18 protein-coding genes, 2 pseudogenes and 1 riboswitch are annotated in these 19,989 nt (G+C 70.1%); of the genes and pseudogenes, 7 read left to right on the top strand and 13 right to left on the bottom strand.

The genetic code is table 11. The annotated features are described in order from the left end of the window. Positions 1-25 precede the first annotated feature (25 nt). From LRS10_RS19055 to LRS10_RS19030, 6 genes are all read right to left on the bottom strand, one after another. Positions 26-466: an endonuclease domain-containing protein gene (locus LRS10_RS19055; protein WP_257838608.1), complete on the bottom strand. Its 441-nt coding sequence runs from the start codon at positions 464-466 to the stop codon at positions 26-28. A gap of 62 nt (positions 467-528) precedes the next feature. Then, positions 529-3,429 (bottom strand): excinuclease ABC subunit UvrA, encoded by a 2,901-nt coding sequence (gene uvrA, locus LRS10_RS19050; RefSeq protein ID WP_257838607.1) that lies wholly within the window; start codon positions 3,427-3,429, stop codon positions 529-531. Between the two features lie 194 nt (positions 3,430-3,623). Further along, a complete protein-coding gene (locus LRS10_RS19045) occupies positions 3,624-3,959 on the bottom strand; it encodes a hypothetical protein (protein ID WP_257838606.1) in 336 nt (111 codons plus the stop codon). Between the two features lie 165 nt (positions 3,960-4,124). Further along, positions 4,125-4,439, bottom strand: a complete 315-nt coding sequence (locus LRS10_RS19040; RefSeq protein ID WP_257838605.1) for a hypothetical protein — start codon at positions 4,437-4,439, stop codon at positions 4,125-4,127. 131 nt (positions 4,440-4,570) lie between these two features. Next, positions 4,571-5,041, bottom strand: coding sequence for a DUF1203 domain-containing protein (locus LRS10_RS19035; RefSeq protein ID WP_257838604.1), 471 nt, complete (start codon positions 5,039-5,041; stop codon positions 4,571-4,573). 10 nt (positions 5,042-5,051) lie between these two features. Further along, a complete protein-coding gene (locus tag LRS10_RS19030; protein WP_257838603.1) occupies positions 5,052-5,750 on the bottom strand; it encodes a 2OG-Fe(II) oxygenase in 699 nt (232 codons plus the stop codon). 47 nt (positions 5,751-5,797) lie between these two features. On the opposite strand from LRS10_RS19030, the pseudogene LRS10_RS25320 reads away from it, so the two are divergent. Together LRS10_RS25320 and LRS10_RS19010 are read left to right on the top strand one after the other, a co-directional pair. Further along, positions 5,798-7,768 (top strand): annotated as a pseudogene (locus tag LRS10_RS25320) (BCCT family transporter). An 87-nt stretch (positions 7,769-7,855) separates the two neighbouring features. Further along, positions 7,856-9,436: an ABC-F family ATP-binding cassette domain-containing protein gene (locus tag LRS10_RS19010; RefSeq protein WP_257838602.1), complete on the top strand. Its 1,581-nt coding sequence runs from the start codon at positions 7,856-7,858 to the stop codon at positions 9,434-9,436. Here LRS10_RS19010 and LRS10_RS19005 read toward each other — a convergent pair. The 6 genes from LRS10_RS19005 to LRS10_RS18980 all read right to left on the bottom strand — a co-directional run bounded on the left by LRS10_RS19005 (position 9,433) and on the right by LRS10_RS18980 (position 12,829). After that, complete coding sequence (locus LRS10_RS19005) at positions 9,433-9,723, bottom strand: DUF1330 domain-containing protein (RefSeq protein ID WP_257838601.1); 291 nt, start codon at positions 9,721-9,723, stop codon at positions 9,433-9,435. The two genes, LRS10_RS19010 and LRS10_RS19005, sit on opposite strands and share 4 nt — an antisense overlap. Next, entirely contained in the window at positions 9,720-10,142 is a 423-nt protein-coding gene (locus LRS10_RS19000; protein WP_257838600.1) for a PaaI family thioesterase, read from the bottom strand. Before LRS10_RS19000 ends, LRS10_RS19005 begins: the two co-directional genes overlap by 4 nt. Beyond that, positions 10,142-10,654 (bottom strand): 6,7-dimethyl-8-ribityllumazine synthase, encoded by a 513-nt coding sequence (locus tag LRS10_RS18995; protein WP_257838599.1) that lies wholly within the window; start codon positions 10,652-10,654, stop codon positions 10,142-10,144. The genes LRS10_RS19000 and LRS10_RS18995 overlap by 1 nt, the downstream gene beginning before the upstream one ends. An 86-nt stretch (positions 10,655-10,740) precedes the next feature. Then, positions 10,741-10,903, bottom strand: a riboswitch (FMN riboswitch). A 65-nt stretch (positions 10,904-10,968) separates the two neighbouring features. Then, complete coding sequence (locus LRS10_RS18990; protein WP_257838598.1) at positions 10,969-11,412, bottom strand: flagellar basal body protein; 444 nt, start codon at positions 11,410-11,412, stop codon at positions 10,969-10,971. Further along, positions 11,412-11,717 carry a rod-binding protein gene (locus LRS10_RS18985; protein WP_257838597.1) on the bottom strand — a complete coding sequence of 102 codons (306 nt, stop codon included), beginning with the start codon at positions 11,715-11,717 and terminating at the stop codon, positions 11,412-11,414. Before LRS10_RS18985 ends, LRS10_RS18990 begins: the two co-directional genes overlap by 1 nt. Beyond that, complete coding sequence (locus LRS10_RS18980; protein WP_257838596.1) at positions 11,717-12,829, bottom strand: flagellar basal body P-ring protein FlgI; 1,113 nt, start codon at positions 12,827-12,829, stop codon at positions 11,717-11,719. Before LRS10_RS18980 ends, LRS10_RS18985 begins: the two co-directional genes overlap by 1 nt. A gap of 199 nt (positions 12,830-13,028) precedes the next feature. Here LRS10_RS18980 and LRS10_RS18975 point away from each other — a divergent pair, with 199 nt between their 5' ends. The 4 genes and pseudogenes from LRS10_RS18975 (at position 13,029) to LRS10_RS18960 (ending at position 17,392) form a co-directional block, all read left to right on the top strand. Next, the gene (locus tag LRS10_RS18975) at positions 13,029-13,463 is read left to right on the top strand and encodes a flagellar assembly protein FliX (protein ID WP_257838595.1); all 435 of its coding nucleotides are present in this window, start codon (positions 13,029-13,031) and stop codon (positions 13,461-13,463) included. A gap of 93 nt (positions 13,464-13,556) precedes the next feature. Next, on the top strand, positions 13,557-13,985 hold the full coding sequence (gene dksA, locus LRS10_RS18970) for an RNA polymerase-binding protein DksA (RefSeq protein WP_257839211.1): 429 nt from the start codon (positions 13,557-13,559) through the stop codon (positions 13,983-13,985). A gap of 100 nt (positions 13,986-14,085) precedes the next feature. Further along, positions 14,086-16,192: pseudogene (locus LRS10_RS18965) on the top strand (NAD(+) synthase). Between the two features lie 255 nt (positions 16,193-16,447). Further along, on the top strand, positions 16,448-17,392 hold the full coding sequence (locus tag LRS10_RS18960) for a LysR substrate-binding domain-containing protein (RefSeq protein WP_257838594.1): 945 nt from the start codon (positions 16,448-16,450) through the stop codon (positions 17,390-17,392). Here the strand turns inward: LRS10_RS18960 and LRS10_RS18955 are convergent. Continuing rightward, positions 17,385-17,993: a TIGR00730 family Rossman fold protein gene (locus LRS10_RS18955; protein WP_257838593.1), complete on the bottom strand. Its 609-nt coding sequence runs from the start codon at positions 17,991-17,993 to the stop codon at positions 17,385-17,387. The genes LRS10_RS18960 and LRS10_RS18955 overlap by 8 nt on opposite strands. A 151-nt stretch (positions 17,994-18,144) precedes the next feature. Between LRS10_RS18955 and LRS10_RS18950 the strand changes: the two genes are divergently transcribed. Next, complete coding sequence (locus LRS10_RS18950) at positions 18,145-19,989, top strand: ABC transporter ATP-binding protein/permease (RefSeq protein ID WP_374570482.1); 1,845 nt, start codon at positions 18,145-18,147, stop codon at positions 19,987-19,989.

Below are 19,989 nucleotides of genomic sequence, written 5' to 3'. Positions count from 1 at the left end.
GTTTCCCCCTCTGAGTCCCTCCTCTTCAGGGGAGGGACAGACCGCCGAAGGCGGTCAGGGTGGGGGGGACCTCGTTCAGGCTCCGACGCCTGATGTGTCCGCGCCCCTGCCGAACCGCGAGGGCCGAGCTTCGAGCGCCCGGATGATGATGTCCATCACTCGATCGATCTCGTGACGAACTTCGGAGTTGGCGAAGCGCAACTTCATAGCCGGCGCGCCGCAGTTGGGCATCACGAACGGCGCCGTGTTCGACCTGCAGCGGTTCGTTGTGCTGGCCTCCGTCAACCTCCACCACCAGCATCCGGTCGATGCAGACAAAGTCCAGGTAATATTCCCTGAAGGGCCGCTGCCGGCGGAAGCGATAGCCGCGCTCATCCAGGCGCTTGAGCCGTGCCCACAGGAAGACCTCAGGCTCGGTCATGTTGTTGCGCAGTTGGCGGGCTCTCGCCGTCGGCGCCGTGACCATTCCAGATTCCCCCACCCTGGCCGCTGCGCGGCCTGTCCCTCCGCTAAAGAGGAGGGACTAGCTCACGCCCCCACCAGCTTCTTCTTCCGGGCGCCCTTGCGTTCGCGGTGCCGCTCCAGCAGCTCGGCGAGATACCGTCCCGTCCAGGAGCGCTCGTTGGCCGCCACGTCCTCCGGGCTGCCCTGGGCGACGATCTCGCCGCCGCCGTCGCCGCCCTCGGGGCCGAAGTCGACGATCCAGTCGGCGGTCTTCACCACGTCGAGGTTGTGCTCGATCACGACCACAGTGTTGCCCTGGTCCGCCAGTTCGTGGAGCACCTCCAGCAGCTTCTTCGTATCCTCGAAGTGCAGGCCCGTGGTGGGCTCGTCGAGGATGTAGAGCGTCTTGCCCGTCGCCCGCCGGGACAGCTCCTTCGACAGCTTCACCCGCTGGGCCTCGCCGCCCGACAGGGTCGTCGCCTGCTGGCCAACCTTCACGTAGCCGAGGCCCACGCGCTTCAGGGTCTCCATCTTCTCGCGGATCGGCGGCACCGCCTTGAAGAAGTCGGCCGCCTCCTCGACGGTCATGTCCAGCACGTCGGCGATGTTCTTGCCCTTGAACATCACCTCCAGGGTCTCGCGGTTGTACCGGCGGCCGTGGCAGACATCGCAGGTGACGTACACGTCGGGCAGGAAGTGCATCTCGATCTTGATCAGGCCGTCGCCCTGGCAGGCCTCGCAGCGGCCGCCCTTCACGTTGAACGAGAAGCGCCCCGGCCCGTAGCCGCGCGCCTTCGCCTCCGGCAGGCCGGCGAACCAGTCGCGGATTGGCTGGAAGGCGCCGGTGTAGGTGGCCGGGTTCGACCGCGGCGTGCGCCCGATCGGGCTCTGGTCGATGTCGATGACCTTGTCGAAGTGCTCCAGGCCCTCGATGCGCTCGTGCGGCGCCGGCGCGTCCGAGGCGTTGTGCAGCCGGCGCGCGGCCGCCTTGTACAGGGTCTCGATCGTGAAGGTGGACTTGCCGCCCCCCGAGACCCCGGTGATGCAGGTGAACGTCCCGATTGGGATCTCGCCGGTGATGCCCTTCAGGTTGTTCCCCTGGGCGCCGATGACGCGCAGCATCTTCTTCTTGGAGAACGGCCGCCGCTCGTCGGGCACGGCGATCTCGCGGACGCCCGATAGGTACTGGCCGGTGATGCTCTTCGGATTGGCGATCACCTCCTGCGGGGTGCCCTGGGCGATGATCTCGCCGCCATGGACGCCGGCCGCCGGACCCATGTCGATGACGTAGTCGGCGGTGAGGATGGCCTCCTCGTCGTGCTCCACCACCAGCACCGAGTTCCCGAGGTCCCGCAGCCCCTTCAGCGAGGTCAGCAGGCGGGTGTTGTCGCGCTGGTGCAGGCCGATGGACGGCTCGTCCAGGACGTAGAGCACGCCCGTGAGGCCCGAGCCGATCTGGCTCGCCAGCCGGATGCGCTGGCTCTCACCCCCTGAGAGCGTGCCCGAGCCGCGCGACAGGTTCAGGTAGTCGAGACCGACGTTCACCAGGAACCGCAGCCGGTCGTTGATCTCCTTTAGGATCCGCCGGGCGATCTCCATCTGCTTGTCGGTGAGCTGGGCGCCCAGCGCCTCGAACCACTCGCCGGCGTGCTTGATCGACAGGGTCGAGACCTCGCCGATGTGCTTGCCGCCGATCTTCACCGCCAGCGCCTCGGGCTTCAGGCGATAGCCGTTGCAGGCCTCGCACGGCGTTTCCGACTGGTAGCGGCCCAGCTCCTCGCGCACCCACGAGCTGTCGGTCTCGCGCCAGCGCCGCTCGAGGTTCGGAAGCACGCCTTCGAAGGTCTTGTTGACCTCGTACTTGCGGGCGTTGTCGTCGTAGACGAAGCGGATCTTCTCTTCGCCCGAGCCGTGCATCACGACCTGGCGCGCCGTCTCCGGCAGCTTCCACCAGGGCTCGTCCATCGAGAAGCCGTAGTGGCGCGAGAGCGCCTGCAGGGTCTGGGTGTAGAGCGGCGAGGGGCCCTTGGCCCAGGGCGAGATCGCGCCCTTGTGCAGGGTCTTGTCCTTGTCCGGCACGACGAGGTCGGCGTCGAACGCCAGTTTCGCGCCCAGGCCGTCGCAGACGGGGCAGGCGCCGTAGGGATTGTTGAACGAGAACAGCCGAGGCTCGATCTCGCTGATCGTGAAGCCCGAGACCGGGCAGGCGAACTTTTCCGAGAAGATCAGCCGCCTCGGCTCCTTCTCGCCCTCCGCCACATCGGCCCACTCGGCGACGGCGATCCCGTCCGCCAGGCGCAGCGCCGTCTCCAGGCTGTCGGCGTAGCGGCTTTCCAGGCCGGGCTTGGCGACCAGCCGGTCCACCACCACGTCGATGTCGTGCTTGAACTTCTTGTCGAGGGCAGGCGCATCCTCGATCGGGTAGAACTCGCCGTCGATCTTCAGCCGCTGGAAGCCGGCCTTCTGCCACTCGGCGATTTCCTTGCGGTACTCGCCCTTGCGGCCACGCACCACGGGGGCCAGCAGATACAGACGCGTGCCCTCGTCGACGGCGGCCAGCTTGTCGACCATCTGGCTGACCGTCTGGCTCTCGATCGGCAGGCCGGTGGCCGGCGAGTAGGGAACGCCCACCCGCGCCCACAGCAGGCGCATGTAGTCGTGGATCTCGGTGACCGTGCCCACGGTCGAGCGGGGGTTGCGGCTGGTGGTCTTCTGCTCGATGGAGATCGCCGGCGACAGGCCCTCGATCAGGTCCACGTCCGGCTTGCTCATCAGCTCCAGGAACTGGCGCGCGTAGGCCGACAGGCTCTCGACATAGCGCCGCTGCCCCTCGGCATAGATGGTGTCGAACGCCAGCGAGCTCTTCCCCGAGCCCGACAGGCCGGTGATCACCACCAGCTCGCCGCGCGGGATGTCGACGCTCACGTCCTTCAGATTGTGCTCGCGCGCGCCCCGCACGCGGATGGAGTTCTGATTGTCGGCCATTCTGTCCCGGAAACACGCAAAGCGCCGCGGAAGGTCCTGCCGAAGAACGGCTCGGACGGACCCTGCGGCGAGACCGCTGAATGTAGGTAACGCGAGTCACCGATAACACAGGAACGCAAGGCGAACATAGTCCGCCCGCGACGGGAGGCCGCAGCGCTGCTGACACCACGCTGTCAGCAGGAAGGGGCGGCGGGCTACGCCGGATGGAGAGGTTGCGTGCGGCGGGCGTGGTCGATCACCCAGCCGGCGGCCGCGCCGGCCAGCGCGTCCTCCACCAGTCCGCTGGGCGTCTGGCCGAAGCGGCGCAGCGCCGCCATGCGTAGGCGGAAGGTGAGGTGGGCGCCGACGACTGCGCCGGCCGCGCCCAGGGCGGCGCCGAGCCCCCGCCGCGCGTGCGGGGCGAGGGCGGCTCCGGCCAGGCCGCCCGTGGCCAGCCGCGCGGCCATGCCGGCGGTGACGATCCGGTCGGGCGCGGACTTGATCTTGTCGCCCATGATCTCGCCCACGGCGAGGGCGAAGCTGCCCGCCACGCCGACCGGCGAGCTCAGGATGTCCGGCGCGCCGCTGTCGCGCGGCAGGCGCCCGCGCGGGCGGCGAGACTGATTGCTGACAGGGGCGTCATCGAGCGCGCGCCTGTCACGAGGCCGATCAGGAACGAGTGGATCATGCGGCCTCCGGGCGGGTGCGGCGTGGGGTCAGAAGCGGCGGGTGTAGGCGACCTTGGTCATCCTGAACTGGAAGCCCTCGTCCTCGTTCCAGGCGTCCTTCTGGCGGAGCTCCACCTCGTCGCGCAGGCGGTCGTCGGCGCGGACGGTGAGGTCCAGCTTGCGCGGCGCAGGCTTCTCGAACGGCGCGGCGGCGATCGCCTGCCGGGCGGCGAGGCTTACCGGCGCGACACGGGCGGGCTTTTGCAGCGCCACCTGGCCGGCGGCGCCATGGCCGACGGCGGTCAGCCCGGGCTGAGCCAGGGCGGGGCCGGCGGCCGCGGCCGCGCCCAGGATCGTGATCACCCCCCGCCAGCTTCAGCGAACCGTGCAAGTCTCTCGTCTCCTCCGTGTCGGTCGGAGGCGGAAACCCGCTTGCGAAAAGATGGTTGCGGCGCCGCACTTCACACCCGTGCGAGTGGCGGCGGTTCAGGATGCTACGCCCGGTCGATCCGCGCCGCGTAACAGCCGCGGCCCGGATAGTGGGCGTGGAGGTAGGCCGTTCCGGGCGCCGCAAGCATCCGGGCGATCGCGTCGGCCAGGTCGGCGCGCGGCACGAGCTGGCCATCGGTCATCATGCCATCGGTGTCGAAGGCCCGCAGCGACGTGAACGGCCGCACCGCCAGCACCGGCGGCAGCTCGTCCACATAGCGGGCCGTCGGACCGGCCTGCTCGCCGACGAACACGGCGTGCCGCGATCGGAACGGCGTGTCCGCCGGCTGGTGCTCATAGTTCAGGAGCAGCACGGTCTCCCCAACCGGACGATCCTGGAGGCTGATCCGGCACGGGAAGCCCTGCGGCGCGGTCACGGTCATCCGTTGCACGCCGCGTTCGGCGAGCGCGGCGTCCGAAAGGCCGAACAGGGGCTGGAACTCGGCTTCGGACAGGCCGGTGACGACATAGCTCATGAGGTCTCCTTCAGGCGGCGTCGTGGAAGATGACGCCCAGGGTGTGACGGCGGCCGGACCGTAGCCGGCTGACCCCGTGGCGCAGGTTGACGCGATAGAAGCCGCGCGTTCCGCGCACCGGGCGATGGCGGACCGGGAAGATCACCGCGTCGCCGCGGGCGAGGGGCACGACCTCGGCCCGCGACTGCAGGCGCGGCCGCTGTTCGGTCAGGACGAACTCGCCGCCTTCGAAGTCTTCGCGCGGCTCGGAGAGCAGCACCGCGACCTGCAGCGGGAAGACGTGCTCGCCATAGAGGTCCTGGTGCAGGCAGTTGTAGTCGCCGGGGCCGTAGCGCAGCAGCAGCGGCGTCGGCCGCGTCTGACCTGCCGCCTGGCAGCGCGCGAGGAAGCCGCCGTGATCCTCGGGGAACCGCGCCTCCTCGCCCAGCGCGACGCTCCAGGCGTTGGCGATCGCCGCCAGCTGCGGATAGAAGCCCGTCCGCAGCGCCTGCACCAGCGGCGGCAGGTCGTAACGGAAGTAGCGGTATTCGCCGCGCCCGAAGCCGTGCCGCGCCATCACGACGATGCTGCGGAAGCGCTCGGCCTCGTCGTACCAGCCGGCTACCTCCGCACATTCGGCGGCGTCCAGCAGGCCGGGGGCGACGGCGCAGCCGTGGGCGTCCAGCTCGGCGGCGAGCGCGGTCCAGTCGAGGGCGTCGGGCGATCTCATGCGCCAGAAGTCGGCGATGCGCCCGCCCGTCTCAAGGCGTCGCGCGAATGGCAGGTCCGAAAGCCGCGGAACGGCCGTGCTTCCCCGAACGCTTCTGGTCGATGGTCAGGACGGTGATGAACCCGCGGGTGTTCTGGGGCGCGAGCCTCATCGTAGGGCTGCTCCTGCTCGCGGCTGTCGCGGCGCCGGGCGCCTCGGACCGTGTGTTTCAGGCCGCCCAGGCCTGGGTGATCGGCGCCTTCGGATGGTTCTACGTCGCCGCCGTGGCGGGCTTCCTCCTTGTCGTGCTGGCGCTCGCGTTCAGTTCGACCGGACGCCTCAAGCTCGGCCCCGACGACGCGGAGCCGGAGTTTCCCTATCCGTCCTGGCTGGCCATGCTCTTCGCCGCCGGCATGGGCATCGGCCTGATGTATTTCGCCGTCGCCGAGCCGGTTCAGCACTATGCCGCGCCGCCGGAGGCTGCGCCGCGCACCTTCGCCGCGGCGCGCGAGGCGATGGTCATCACCTTCGTCCACTGGGGCGTGCACGCCTGGGCGGTGTACGCCGTCGTCGGCCTGAGCTTGGCCTTCTTCGCCCACCGCAAGGGCTTGCCGCTGACCCTGCGGTCAGGCCTCTACCCGCTGCTGGGGCGGCGGATCCACGGGCCGATCGGCGACGCCGTCGACATCTTCGCCATCTGGGGCACCGTTTTCGGCATCGCGACGTCGCTTGGATTAGGCGTCGCCCAGATGAACAGCGGGTTGGGGCATCTGTTCGGCCTCCCGGTCAGTCCGGGCATGCAGCTGGGCCTGATCGCTCTCGTGATGGGCGCGGCGATGGTGTCGGTGCTGACGGGGCTCGACCGGGGCGTCCGGCGTCTGTCCGAGCTGAACCTCGTCGTCGCCGTCTGCCTCATGCTCTTCGTCCTGGCCGTTGGCCCGACGGGGTTCCTGTTGAAGGCGCTGGTCCAGAACTTCGGCCTCTACCTCGACCACTTCTTCATCCGCACCTTCAATCTCTACGCCTACGAGCCGCGGGACTGGATGGCGGACTGGACGCTCTTCTACTGGGCGTGGTGGATCGCCTGGTCGCCGTTCGTGGGCATGTTCATCGCGCGGATATCCCGCGGACGGACGGTGCGCGAGTTCGTGATTGGCGTGCTGCTGGTGCCGACCGGCTTCACCTTCCTCTGGATGACCGTCTTCGGGAACGGCGATCAGCCTCGACATGGGGAGGGCGGCGGGGGCGATCTCGCAGGCCGTCACCTCCGACCTGTCCACCGCCCTGTTCTACTTCTTCCAGCAACTGCCCGGCGCGGGCGTCACCTCCGCCCTGGCGGTGCTTCTGGTGGCCGTCTTCTTCGTGACGTCGGCAGACTCCGGCTCGCTGGTGATCGACACCATCGCCTCGGGGGCGCCGAGGAGACGCCGCGCTGGCAGCGGGTCTACTGGTGCTCGGTCGAGGGCGGCGCGGCCGCCCTGCTGCTTGTGGCCGGCGGCCTGGGGGCGCTGCAGGCCGCCACCCTTGTCGCGGCCCTGCCGTTCGCCTTCATCATGGTGCTGCTCTGCGTCGGCCTCGTCCGCCAGATGCGGGCCGACGTCGCCGGGGTCGCCATTGCGCCCGAGGGGCCGGCGCTGCGCGTGCGCCTCTCGCAGATCCTTGCGCCGCCGCGGAAGGGCGAGATCGAGCGCCAGATCGCCGCCCACGGCGCGCCGGCCTTGCGGGCCGTCAACGCCGCCCTCGAGGCCGAGGGGCTCGGCGGGCTGCAGGTCGACTTCGCTGAGGACGAGGCGGCGCTTTCGGTCGGCGAGACGCCGTGGCGCTTCGTCTATCGGCTGGCGCCGGAGGCGCGCCCGCTGCCGGCCTATTCGCTGCTGGAGGCGCCGGACGGCCGGCGAACGCGCGAGTGGCGGCTGGTCGCCCGCGTCGAGCCCCGCAATTCCCGGCGCGACGTCACAGGACTGACCCAGGACCAGCTGGTGAACGACGTCCTGGATCAGCTTGAGCACTGGCGCCGCACGACGCCGGCCTCTAGATAGGCGGCTGCACCCGGGAGGCTTCGAAGACCATGCGCCTGACGACGGACATCCGCTCCGCCCGCCACGTCCTCGCGCAAATGGTCCGTCATGCCCGCCTTCGTCACCCTCGACTGCCTGAGCTTCGCCGCGCCTGACGGGCGCGTTCTCCTCGACAACCTGAGCCTCGCCTTCGGGCCCGAACGCACCGGCCTCGTCGGCCGCAACGGCGTGGGCAAGACGACGCTCGTCCGGCTGATCCTGGGCGAACTTGCGCCGTCCGCCGGTTTCGTGAGGGTGTGCGGCCGGGTCGGCGTGCTGCGCCAGACCCTGCAGCCGCCGCCGGGCGCCAGCGTCGCTGACCTGCTGGGCGTCACCCACGCGCTTTCCCGCCTGCGCCGCATTGAGGCGGGCGAGGGGACCGAGGACGATCTCGCCGACGCCGACTGGACGCTGGAGGCGCGCCTCGCCGAGGCCCTGGCGGGCGTCGGCCTGCCGGACCTCGACCTCGACCGTCCCGCCGCCTCCCTCAGCGGCGGCCAGACGACGCGTGCCGCGCTGGCCGGCCTGATCGCCGCCGAGCCGGACCTGCTGATCCTCGACGAGCCGACCAACAACCTCGACGTCGAAGCCCGGATCCTGGTCGCCGAGACCCTCGACCGCTGGAAGGGCGGGGCGATCGTCGTCAGCCACGACCGGGCGCTGCTCCGTCGGATGGACCGAGTCATCGAGCTGACCAGCCTCGGCGCCGAGGTCTATGGCGGCGGCTACGACCTCTACGTCGAACGCAAGGCCGAGGCGGAGGCCGCGGCCGAGCGCGGCCTTTCCGACGCCAGGAAGGCGGTCGCCCGCGTCGCCCGAAACGTCCAGGTCGCCGCCGAGCGCAAGGCGCGGCGCGACGGCGTGGGCAAGCGGTTCGGCGCATCGGGTTCGATGCCGCGCATCCTCGCCGGCGGTCTGAAGCGGCGGGCCGAGGAGGGCGCCGGCAGGGGCGCGCTGCTGGCCGAACGGCTCAAGGCCGGCGCGGCCGAGGACCTGGCCGAAGCCGAGGCCCAGGTCGAACGCGTGCGCCGCCTGGCCTTCGAGCTGCCGCCATCCGGCTTGGCGGCCGGCAAGCCAGTGCTGGCTTTCCAGGACGTGGCCTTCGCCTATGCGGGTGCGGCGCCGCTCGTCCGCGGGCTGTCGTTCCGCCTCGCCGGGCCCGAGCGCCTCGCCGTGATCGGGCCGAACGGGACCGGCAAGACGACAATCCTCAGGTTGGCGGCCGGCGAACTGGAGCCCGCCGCCGGCCACATCGCCCGTGGGGTCCGGACCGTCTTCCTCGACCAGCAGACGGCGCTGCTCCGGGCGGAGGAGACCCTGGTCGAGGCTTTCCTGCGCCTGAACCCCGCCGCGACGCCCAACGCCGCCCGCGCGGCCCTGGCCCGCTTCCTGTTCCGCAACACCGCCGCCGACAAGCCGGTGGCGGCGCTCAGCGGCGGCGAGCGCCTGCGCGCGGCGCTGGCCTGCACCCTCATGGGCGACCGTCCGCCGGGCCTGCTCATCCTCGACGAACCGACCAACCATCTGGACCTCGACAGCATCGGCGCCGTCGAGGCCGCGCTCTCCGGCTACGACGGCGCCTTGCTGGTCGTCAGCCACGATCCCGACTTCCTGGCGGCGATCGGGATCGGGCGGACGGTGGCGCTCTAGCCGAAGCCTTCCGCCAGCACGACGATGGCGTCGGAGCCGGCGATCCGGTCCTCGGCGATCTTGCGGTACTCGGGCGAGTTGGCCCAGGTCAGGGCCGCATCGCGGCTGTCGAAGGCCAGTACGACCAGCTTGCGCCCGTCCCAGTCGCCTTCCAGCGGCTCGGGGTTCTCTTCCGAAACCAGCAGCCGACCGCCGTACTGCTGCAGCACCGGCATGAAGGCCGCAGCATAGCGGCCGTACGCCTCGCGGTCGTGGATCGCGATGCGGCCCACCAGGTACGTGGTCATTCGGGCCTCCGCTTCACGACGCGGAACACCGCATTGGCCCGCGCGCACGGCTGTCCGTCGGCGGTGACGAAGCACTGGGTGAAGCACAGCGTGGAGCCCGGCCGAACGAATTCGGTCGTGAACTCCAGCCATTGGCCGGTGAGCGCCGCGCCGAGGAAGTCGACGTTCAGGTTCACCGTCACCAGGCTCGGCATGTCGCCCAGCCGCCGCGAGCACGAGAGCCCCATGGCCACGTCGGCGAGCGCGGTGATCAGGCCGCCGTGCACGAAGCCGCGGCTGTTGGTGTGGGGTTCGCCGGCGCGAAGCCCGATGATCACCGCTTCGCCTTCGGCGCGGCTGTAGAGCGGCTCCCAGGGCTTGGTCAGCGGGCTGGACCGGAAGTGCGGCGCGAAACCCGCCGGGATGTCGAGCACGGCCATCACCCGGCCTCCGCGATGCGCGCCAGGCTCTGGAGCGTGCCGTGGCAGGCCCTGGCGGCTTCCGCCCCCTTCAGCCGGAAATGGCCGTGGAAGAACCGCTGGTGGATGTCGTGCTCGTGGAAGTGGTGCGGCGTCAGCACCACCGAGAACACCGGCGTCTCCGTCTCGAGCTGCACCTGCATCAAGGCCCGGATCACCGTCTCGGCGACGAAGTCGTGGCGGTAGATGCCGCCGTCCACCACGAAGCCCGCCGCCACGATCGCGGCGTAGCGCCCGGACCGGGCCAGCGTCTGGGCGTGCAGCGGGATCTCGAACGATCCGGGCGTCTCGAAGCGTTCGACCGCGCTCTCCGGGAAGCCGAGGCTGACGATCTCGTCGACGAAGCCGGCGTAGGCCTCGCGGACGATCTCCTCATGCCAGAGGGCGTGGACGAAGGCGACGCGGCCGGCGCGGAAGGCGCCGTTGGCGGTGCGGAACTCCTGGAGGGCCGCCAGAGGGGTAGCTTGGGTCATGGTCTTCTCCCTGACCGGGTTCGAAGGGACCACGACTCAGGGGGCAGGCCGCACGCGCCCAGACGGGAATCCGCCTGACGCGACACGGCCGTTCTCATAACCGGACTATGACCGTCGGCCCCGGAATCGCACCGGGTCTGCTCGTCCTCCGCCGAAGCGGAGCGCCCGCGGGCTCGTCCCGACCTGGCCCGAAGGCTTCGGAGGGGCATTACCGCCGGTGGGGAGTTTCACCCCGCCCTGAGAACGTAGGCCGCCCGGACTCGGGCGGCAGGCGGAATCTACCCGCGTTCCGCAAGGTCAAACAAGTGTTTGAGTCAGGCGCGGCGGTTGAGGGTGATCGCCGTCGCCGTTCCGTTCGTCGAAGCCACGCCGGTGGCGCCATAGGAGACGCTCTTAGCCCGCTGGTTCGCCACCTCGTCGGCGATGGCCTTCACGAGGCCCTCCGTCACCGTCCGGGCGGCGTTCAGCGCGCGGCCCTGGCGGGCCAGCACCGCGTCGAACGCCTCGGTGGCGCGCACCAGCCGCGTCCGCAGCTCCAGCGGCGCGCCCGAGACCAGGTTCGGCTGAGCCCGCACGCGGGTCGACTCGTGCCGGTAGAGGTTCGCCAGCCGGCTGGTCTCCTCCAGCTTGGCCGCGGCGTCCTGCGGCCGGCGGGTTTCGAAAGCCGCGGCCTGGTCGGCCATCAGTTCGGTCAGCCGCTCGGTGAGCAGGATCAGCTGCTCGACGCGGTCCTGCGGGTTCTGCGCCGCGATGGCCATTACTGGAGCCCCTGCATCTTGAGGATTTCGCGCTGGACGGTGTCGGCCAGGCCGATGCCGCCGGACTTGACCATCTGCTTGCCCAGGGCCTCGGTCATCAGCGAGCGGAACATCGTCTCGCCGGCCCCGCCGCCGAACGCGCCCTCGACCTCCGTGCCCTCGAACATCGGCTGCAGCATCACCGACAGGAACTGCGCCTCGAACTGCTCGGCGGCCTCCCGGACCTTGGCGCGCTTGGCCAGGTCGGACGCCGTCGGCGTGGCGGGCTGCGAGAGCAGGGCGGGCGAGGGGATCAGGTCGGCCATCACATCACCTCGATTTCGGCCTGCAGGGCGCCGGCGGCGCGGATCGTCTGCAGGATGGAGATCATGTCCCGCGGCGTGACGCCCAGCGCGTTCAGCCCCGCCACCAGCGTCGCGAGCGAGGCCCCCGAGCGCACGGTCAGGAACTGCCGGCCGCGTTCCTCGTCCACCGAGACGTCCGTCTGCGGCACCACCGCGGTATTGCCCGTGCGGGCGAAGGGCGCTGGCTGGCTCACCGCCGGCTGCTCGCGCACCGTTATGGTCAGGTTGCCCTGCTGGATCGCGACGGTGGAGACCCGCACGTTCTCGCCCATGACGATCACGCCGGCGACCTCGTCGATCACGACCTTGGCGGGCGAATCCGGCTCCACGGCCAGGTTCTCCACCTGGGCCATGAAGCTCATCAGGTCGCCGCCCGCGGGGCGCAGCGACACGATCGTCGGGTTCTCGGCGATGGCCGACCCCGGGTAGCGGGCGTTGATCACGTCGGCGACGCGCTTGGCCGTCGTGAAGTCCGGATTGCGCAGCGTCATGCGCATCTGGCCCATGCTGGCGAGCTGGAAGCCGGTCTCCAGCTCGACGACGGCCCCGCTGGCGATCCGGCCCGCCGTCGGCACGCCCTTCGACACCGAGCTGCCCGACGCGCCCGAGGCGCTGATCGAGCCGGTCTGCACCGTCCCCTGCGCCACCGCATAGGCCCGGCCGTCGGCCCCCATCAGCGGCGTCACCAGCAGCGAGCCGCCCTGCAGGCTCTTGGCGTCCCCGAGCGCCGAGACGCTGACGTCGATCTGCGATCCGGTGGCGGCGAACGGCGGCAGCTTGGCGGTCACCATCACCGCCGCCACGTTCTTGGTGTTCAGTTGCGCGTCACGCGTGTTGACGCCCAGGCGCTCCAGCATCGCCTCCAGGCTCTGCTTGGTGAAGGGCGCGTTCCGCAGCGCATCGCCCGTGCCGTTCAGGCCGACCACGATGCCATAGCCGACCAGCATGTTCTCGCGGACGCCCTCGAACTCGACGATGTCCTTGATGCGCGACTTGGCCAGCGCCGGCTGCGCCGTGGCCACGAGGGCCGTCGCGGCGAAGAGGAGGGCGGTTAGGGCTCGGACCGGACGCATGGGCGCTCACTGAAGCTGCTTCGCCTGCGCCCCTGCGAGGACCGTGCCAGTCTGTAGGCTCGGACAAAACCCAATGAAAACAGGGCTGAGGATGGTTAATGCGGCGCCTTTTTCCCGGCAGGAATTGCCGCCCGTTAACCATGCTGCAAGTTTGGCCGGCGAAGCTTGCGCCAGGGTTCTTGGGGGTAGCGGCATCGGCATGAAGGTCAGCGGCACGGGCAGTGTTTCCCCGGTCCAGGGCGCGGGGAAGGCGGGTCAGCGCCCCGGCGGCGACGGCTTCCGCCTGGCCATGCCCGCGCCGGCGGCCGGAACCGACCGGGCCGGCGGCGTCGGCGGCGTCGCCTCGGTGATGGGCGTCGAGGCCCTGCTGGCCCTGCAGGACGTCGGCGGGCCGCTGGAGCGGAAGCGGCGCTCGGTGCGCCGCGCGGGCCAGATCCTGGATGTGCTGGAGGGGCTCAAGGTCGCGCTGCTGGGCGGCGACCTGGACGCCGGCGATCTCGACCGGCTGCGCCGCGCCGTCCAGGAGGAGCGTCAGGCCACCGACGACGCCAGGCTGGAGGGGGTGCTCGACGAGATCGAGACCCGCGCGGCCGTGGAACTCGCGAAGCTGGAAGCCGCCCGGCGTGCGGCGTAATTGCGCCTCGCATTCGAGTGCGTTGAAACCATCGTTCGTTTTGGTATACAGCCCCCGCGTGTCTCAGGGCGTCCAAGGGGGCGTGAGGTTCTCATGAAAACAGCCGCAGTTCTGGCTGAAAGTCCTGAATATCGTCCTTCCGAGGACGAGGAATTCATGAACGAGCGACAGCTTGAGTATTTCAAGCAGAAGCTCTTGAAGTGGAAAGAGGACATCCTTCGCGAATCTCGCGAGACGCTGTCCCACCTGCAAAGCGAAACCGAGAACCATGCGGACGTTGCCGATCGCGCCTCGTCCGAAACCGATCGGGCTCTCGAACTTCGTACGCGGGACCGTCAGCGCAAGCTGATCTCCAAGATCGACGAGGCGCTGCGGCGCATCGAAGACGGCTCCTACGGCTACTGCGAGGAGACCGGCGAGCCGATCGGCGTATCCCGCCTCGAGGCCCGACCGATCGCCACGCTGAGCCTGGAAGCCCAGGAGCGTCACGAGCGCCGCGAGCGGGTCCACCGCGACGACTGATCCTGACGACGGCCCCGAGACGGGGCCGTTTTCGTCTCTGCCGCGTTGAGAGCGGGGACCGGCGGCCGGGCTTTGCCCCGCGCGCACGGTCACGCTATATATGCTCAAAGTGAGCATTTCTCCGCCGCCCGCAGCCGGGTCTGAGACGGGAGTCGCCGTGTCGAAGTCTTTCTACGCCATCCATGCCCACGGCTTCGTCCGCGTCGCCGCCTGCACGCCCCGCGTCGCGGTGGGCGATCCGGGCTTCAACGCCGCCGAGACGTTGCGGATGGCGGAGGAGGGCGACCAGGCCGGCTGCGATCTGATGCTGTTCCCCGAGCTGGGGATCAGCGCCTACGCGATCGACGACCTCTTCCTGCAGGACGCGTTGCTGAAGCGGGTCGACGCCGAGATCAGTCGCCTGGTCGAGGCCAGCGCCAAGCTCGCCCCCGTCCTGTTGGTGGGCGCGCCCGTGCGCCACAATGGCCGGCTCTACAACTGCGCCGTCGTCATCGCCCGTGGCCGTATCTTGGGCGTGGTGCCCAAGAGCTACCTGCCGAACTACCGCGAGTACTACGAGAAGCGCTGGTTCGCGCCGGGCGTCGGCGTCGTCGGTCTCGACGTCACCCTGGCCGGCCAGGTCGCCCCGTTCGGCGTCGACCTGTTGTTCGAGGCCGAGGACCTCGCGGACTTCGTCTTCCACGCCGAGATCTGCGAGGACTTCTGGGCCCCGCTGCCGCCGTCGACACTGGGCGCGCTGGCCGGCGCGACCATCCTCTGCAACCTGTCGGCCTCGAACATCGTCGTCGGCAAGTCGGACGAGCGGGCGCGGCTCTGCGCCTCGCAGTCCAGCCGCTGCCAGGCGGCCTACCTCTACTCGGCCGCGGGGCCGGGCGAGAGCACCACCGACCTGGCCTGGGACGGCCAGGCCTCGATCTACGAGCTCGGCCACGAGCTGGCCTGCACCGACCGTTTCCCCGACCGGGCCGCAGATGGCGGTCGTCGACATCGACGTCCAGAAGCTGCGGCTGGAGCGGATGCGCACGCCGACGTTCAACGACGCGGCCGCCGCCCACGGCCATCCGGAGCAGGACTTCCGCCGCATCCGTTTCGAGCACCGCCCGCACTTCAAGGACGTGGGCCTGCAGCGCGCCGTCGATCGCTTCCCCTTCGTCCCGGACGACCCCGCACGCCTCGACCAGGACTGCTACGAAGCCTTCAACATCCAGGTGCAAGGCCTTGTAAAACGGCTGCAATCGACGAAGTCGAAACACATCGTCATCGGCGTCTCCGGCGGCCTCGACTCCACCCACGCCCTGATCGTCGCGGCCAAGGCCTTCGACTGGCTGGGCAAGCCGCGCTCCGACATCCTGGGCTTCACCATGCCGGGCTTCGCCACCAGCGAGGGCACCAAGTCAAACGCCTGGAAGCTGATGCAGGCCCTGGGCGTGACCGGCGAGGAAATCGACATCCGCCCGGCGGCCACCCAGCTCCTGAAGGACATGGGCCACCCCTTCGCAGAGGGGCGGCCGGTCTATGACGTGACCTTCGAGAACGTGCAGGCCGGCCTGCGCACCGACTACCTGTTCCGCCTCGCCAACCAGCGGCACGGCTTCGTGCTGGGCACCGGCGATCTGTCCGAGCTCGCGCTGGGCTGGTGCACCTACGGCGTCGGCGACCAGATGAGCCACTACAACGTCAACGGCTCGGTGGCGAAGACGCTGATCCAGCACCTGATCCGCTGGGTGGCCAAGACCGGCCAGTTCGACACGGCCGCCTCCGAGGTGCTGCTGTCGGTGCTGGGCATCGAGATCTCGCCCGAACTGGTGCCGCCCGACGCCGAGACCGGCGCCATCCAGAGCACCCAGGCCAAGATCGGCCCCTACGAGCTGCAGGACTTCAACCTCTACTGGATCACCCGCTACGGCCTCACGCCGTCAAAGGTGGCCTTCATGGCCTGGCATGCCTGGAAGGATGCGGGGCAGGGCGCCTGGCCGCCGCACTTCCCCGAGGACGCCCGCAACGCCTACGACCTGGCCACCATCAAGGCATGGCTGTCGGTGTTCCTGTTCCGCTTCTTCGAGATCAGCCAGTTCAAGCGCTCGGCCATGCCGAACGGGCCCAAGGTGATCTCCGGCGGCAACCTCAGCCCCCGCGGCGACTGGCGGGCGCCCTCCGACGGCACGGCGAAGGTCTGGCTCGAGGAGCTGGAAGCCAACGTGCCTTAGGCCCTTCCTTCCCGATCAGGGGAGGGAAGGCCGCCGCGAGGCCCCAGGCACGTCCGCACCGCGCAGCCAGCGGCTCAGCGCGCGGCAGGCCGGCTGCACCCAAAGCACCCAGTATCCGAAGGGAACATCCTTATGGATCTTGTGGAGCTCTTCCATGTCCGTCTCCCGTAGCCAGGGCATCCGTTAACGAGGAAAATGCCCGCGGGAACCACGGTCGACAAACGTGACCTCCTGCTGTACGCATAAGTCTGGCTTATGTCTGACCCACTCGCCCGCATTCCGCTCAGCGCCATCCGCGTGTTCGAGGCTGCGGCGCGTCAGGGCAGCTTCACCCGCGCGGCCGAAGAGCTGGGCATGAGCCAGGCGGCGGTGAGCTGGCAGGTGAAGGCTCTCGAGCAGCGGCTCGACCGGCGGTTGTTCGTCCGCCAGCCGCGGGAGGTGACGCTGACCCCGGCCGGCGAGCGGCTGGCCCGCGCCGCCGGGGAGGCCATGGCCGCCCTGCGCGCCGCCGTCACCGATCTCTCCGACACCGGCGACGGCGTGCTCAGCATCACCACCCTGCAGACGCTGGCCACCCAGTGGCTCGCCGGCCGGCTGGGGGCCTTTCAGCTCGCGCATCCGAAGATCGCCGTGCGGCTCGACACCGACAACAAGGTGGTCGACCTCGTCCGGCAAGATTTCGACGTCGCCATTCGCGGCGGCCGCGGCGGCTGGCCCGGCCTGGAGGCCATTCCGCTCTTTCCGGCGATCCAGACTGTGCTGTGCACCCCCGCCGCCATGGCCAGGCTGGGCGATCCGCCGCGTCCCGAGCGGCTGCTGGACGTGCATCGGGTGGGCTGGGACGTGGAATGGAACGCCTGGTTCAGGGCGGCGGGCGTGCCGATGGACGGCGAGCTCGGCCATGCCGCGCCCCGGATCATCGCCGACACCCAGACCCTGGAGGTGGCGGCCGCCCTGGCCAACGACGGCGCCGCCATCGGCTCGCCCGCCATGTTCGGCCGGGATCTCGCGGCGGGACGGCTTGTCCAGCCGTTCGACGTCTACATCGGCGACACCCGCTACTGGCTGGTCTACCCGCCCGACCGCCGTCGGGTCGGCAAGATCGCCGCCTTCCGCGAATGGCTGCTCGACCAGGTGGCGGCCGACCCCTACGTCCAGCAGGTGCTGGCCGCGGAGCCGCGCGCCCAACCGATCAGGTGAGCTTCAGGACGCGCTTCTCGTCGATGTTCGGCATCGGCTCGCCGGCCTGGGCGTAGAGCGCCGGGATGATCGCCTCGACCGTCTCCACCGCGCGCCACGCGTCCATGAACTCGGGCGGCGTCAGCCTGGCGTCGACCGTGTGCTGAAAGAGGTCGAACAGCGTCGTCCAGAAGCCGTCGGGATTGTAGAAGACGACCGGCTTCTTGTGCAGGTCGAGGCGGCGCCACGAGAGCAGCTCCACCACTTCTTCCAGGGTGCCGATGCCGCCCGGCAGGATCACGAAGGCGTCCGATTCCTCGAACATCATCGACTTGCGCTGGTGCATCGAGGTGACCACCACATGCTCGACGCTTTCCAGCGCGCGCTCGCGGCCCACCAGGAAGTCGGGGATGATCCCCAACACCGCCCCGCCGGCGTCGTGCGCGGCCCGGGCGGTCGCGCCCATCAGGCCGACGCCGCCGCCGCCGTAGATCAGCTTCAGGTCCGCGGCGGCGAGGGCTCGGCCCAGCTCGCCCGCGGCGCGCAGATAGGCCGGATCGGCGGCGTCCGACGAGCCGCAGAACACGCAGACAGACTGCAGGCGTCCGTTGTCACGCCCCATGAACATTCGCTCCAATACGGAAAAGGCTTCGAGACTCGCGCTTGGTTCGCGCGCATCGAAGGCCCAACTAGCTATGGCCAGGGTTAAGGAGATTCAAGCAAGCCGTGTTCCCGGACCTGTCCATTAACGTCGCAGGCGAGGCGTAGCCGCCTTGGCCCATGTCCATGTCGCCCGCGGCCCCGAAGGCCGCTTCGGCGCGGTGGCGCCGCCCGGCGCCAAGTTCGACTTCTGGGGTTCGATGTCCGACCTCGGGCGCCTCGTGATGCGCTCGGGCGCGCCGCAGTTGCGGCTGCGTATCGCCGCCGCTCTGGTCCTGGTCTTCATCGGCAAGCTCGCGGGCGTGCTTGCGCCCGTGCTGCTGGGCGACGCGATCAACACCCTGACGCCGACGGGGCAGGGCGCGGTGATCGTCGGCGCCAGCTTCGTGGGCCTCGCCGTGGGTTTCGCGGCGCTCCGGCTGGTCTCGGCCGTCGCCCCCTACGCCCGCGACGCCATCTTCACGCGGGTCTCGCAGTCCACGATGGCGCGGGCGGCGGTCGAGAGCTTCGGCCACGCGCTGTCGCTGTCGCTGGACTTCCACCAGACCAAGCAGACTGGCGCGCTCTCCCGGGTCATCGACCGTGGCGCGCGCGCCACCGACTTCCTGATCCGGAGCCTGATCTTCAGCCTGGGTCCCACGGCGGTCGAGCTGGTGCTGGCGATGATCGTCATGGTGTTGCGGCTGGACTGGCGCTTCGCGCTGACCGCCTTCGTCACCCTCGTCCTCTATGCGGTGATCACCTTCAAGATCACCGACTGGCGGCTCAGCCATCGCCGGGAACTGAACGAGGCCGAAACCCGCGCCGCCGGCCTCTCGTCCGATGCGCTGATGAACTACGAGACGCTCAAGGCCTTCGGCGCCGAGCCGCGGCTGGTCGACACCTACGCCGGGGCCATGGCCGACTATGTGGACGCCAGTTCGCGCGCCAACGGCTCGCTGAACCTGCTGAACGCCGCCCAGGCGCTGATCCTCAACGTGGGACTCGCCGCCATGACGGTCATGGCCGGCATGCAGGTGGCCGGCGGCGAGCTGCGGATCGGCGACATCACCACCGCCATCTTCCTGCTCTCCGGCCTCTATGCGCCCCTCGGCATGCTCGGCTTCCAGTACCGCGAGATCCGCCAGGGCCTGATCGACATGGAGCAGATGGTGGCGCTGCGCGGCATCCGCCCCGACATCGCCGATGCGCCGGACGCGGACGGCCTGCCGCCGGCCCGGGCGGAAGGCGCCGCCATCGCCTTCCAGGGCGTCAGCTACCGCCACGACGCCCGGTCGGCCGGCCTGCTGGACGTGAGCTTCGAGGCGCGACCGGGCCAGACCGTCGCCCTGGTCGGGCCGTCGGGCGCCGGCAAGACCACGGCCATCCGCCTCGCCATGCGCCTGATCGATCCGCAGGAGGGCCGCATCACCATCGACGGCCTCGACATGCGGCGGGTGAAGCTGTCCGACATCCGCCGCGCCGTGGCGCTCGTGCCCCAGGACGTGGCGCTGTTCAACGACAGCCTCTACGCCAACATCGCCTTCGCCCGGCCCGACGCCTCGCCGGCCGAGGTGCGCGCCGCCGCCGACGCCGCCGAACTCGGTCCCTTCATCGACAACCTGCCCGACGGCATGGCCACCAAGGTGGGGGAGCGCGGCCTCAAGCTCTCCGGCGGCGAGCGCCAGAGGGTCGGCATCGCCCGCGCCCTGCTGGCCGAGCCGCGCCTGCTGATCCTCGACGAGGCCACCAGCGCCCTCGACGGGCCGACCGAGGCCGCCATCCAGGAGACGCTGCGCAAGGTGAGGGCAGGGCGCACAACGCTGGTGGTCGCCCACCGCCTGTCGACCATCGCCGACGCCGACCAGATCCTGGTGCTCCGCCGCGGCCGCATCGTGGAACGCGGCACGCACGACGACCTCCTCGCCAAGGGCGCCGAATACGCCGCCCTCTGGAGACGGCAGACACGCGGCGGCTAG

It is taken from the genome of Phenylobacterium sp. J426 (genome assembly GCF_024699945.1).
GTDB lineage: Bacteria > Pseudomonadota > Alphaproteobacteria > Caulobacterales > Caulobacteraceae > Phenylobacterium.
Note: the sequence above shows the minus strand (reverse complement) of the source record. Positions and strands in the feature narration are given on the sequence as shown.

Coding starts and splice junctions, on each gene's coding strand:
- LRS10_RS19055 (WP_257838608.1), bottom strand. CDS start 466: ATGGTCACGGCGCCGACGGCGAGAGCCCGCCAACTGCGCAACAACATG.
- uvrA (WP_257838607.1), bottom strand. CDS start 3,429: ATGGCCGACAATCAGAACTCCATCCGCGTGCGGGGCGCGCGCGAGCAC.
- LRS10_RS19035 (WP_257838604.1), bottom strand. CDS start 5,041: ATGAGCTATGTCGTCACCGGCCTGTCCGAAGCCGAGTTCCAGCCCCTG.
- LRS10_RS19030 (WP_257838603.1), bottom strand. CDS start 5,750: ATGAGATCGCCCGACGCCCTCGACTGGACCGCGCTCGCCGCCGAGCTG.
- LRS10_RS19010 (WP_257838602.1), top strand. CDS start 7,856: ATGCCCGCCTTCGTCACCCTCGACTGCCTGAGCTTCGCCGCGCCTGAC.
- LRS10_RS19005 (WP_257838601.1), bottom strand. CDS start 9,723: ATGACCACGTACCTGGTGGGCCGCATCGCGATCCACGACCGCGAGGCG.
- LRS10_RS19000 (WP_257838600.1), bottom strand. CDS start 10,142: ATGGCCGTGCTCGACATCCCGGCGGGTTTCGCGCCGCACTTCCGGTCC.
- LRS10_RS18995 (WP_257838599.1), bottom strand. CDS start 10,654: ATGACCCAAGCTACCCCTCTGGCGGCCCTCCAGGAGTTCCGCACCGCC.
- LRS10_RS18990 (WP_257838598.1), bottom strand. CDS start 11,412: ATGGCCATCGCGGCGCAGAACCCGCAGGACCGCGTCGAGCAGCTGATC.
- LRS10_RS18985 (WP_257838597.1), bottom strand. CDS start 11,717: ATGGCCGACCTGATCCCCTCGCCCGCCCTGCTCTCGCAGCCCGCCACG.
- LRS10_RS18980 (WP_257838596.1), bottom strand. CDS start 12,829: ATGCGTCCGGTCCGAGCCCTAACCGCCCTCCTCTTCGCCGCGACGGCC.
- LRS10_RS18975 (WP_257838595.1), top strand. CDS start 13,029: ATGAAGGTCAGCGGCACGGGCAGTGTTTCCCCGGTCCAGGGCGCGGGG.
- dksA (WP_257839211.1), top strand. CDS start 13,557: ATGAAAACAGCCGCAGTTCTGGCTGAAAGTCCTGAATATCGTCCTTCC.
- LRS10_RS18960 (WP_257838594.1), top strand. CDS start 16,448: ATGTCTGACCCACTCGCCCGCATTCCGCTCAGCGCCATCCGCGTGTTC.
- LRS10_RS18955 (WP_257838593.1), bottom strand. CDS start 17,993: ATGGGGCGTGACAACGGACGCCTGCAGTCTGTCTGCGTGTTCTGCGGC.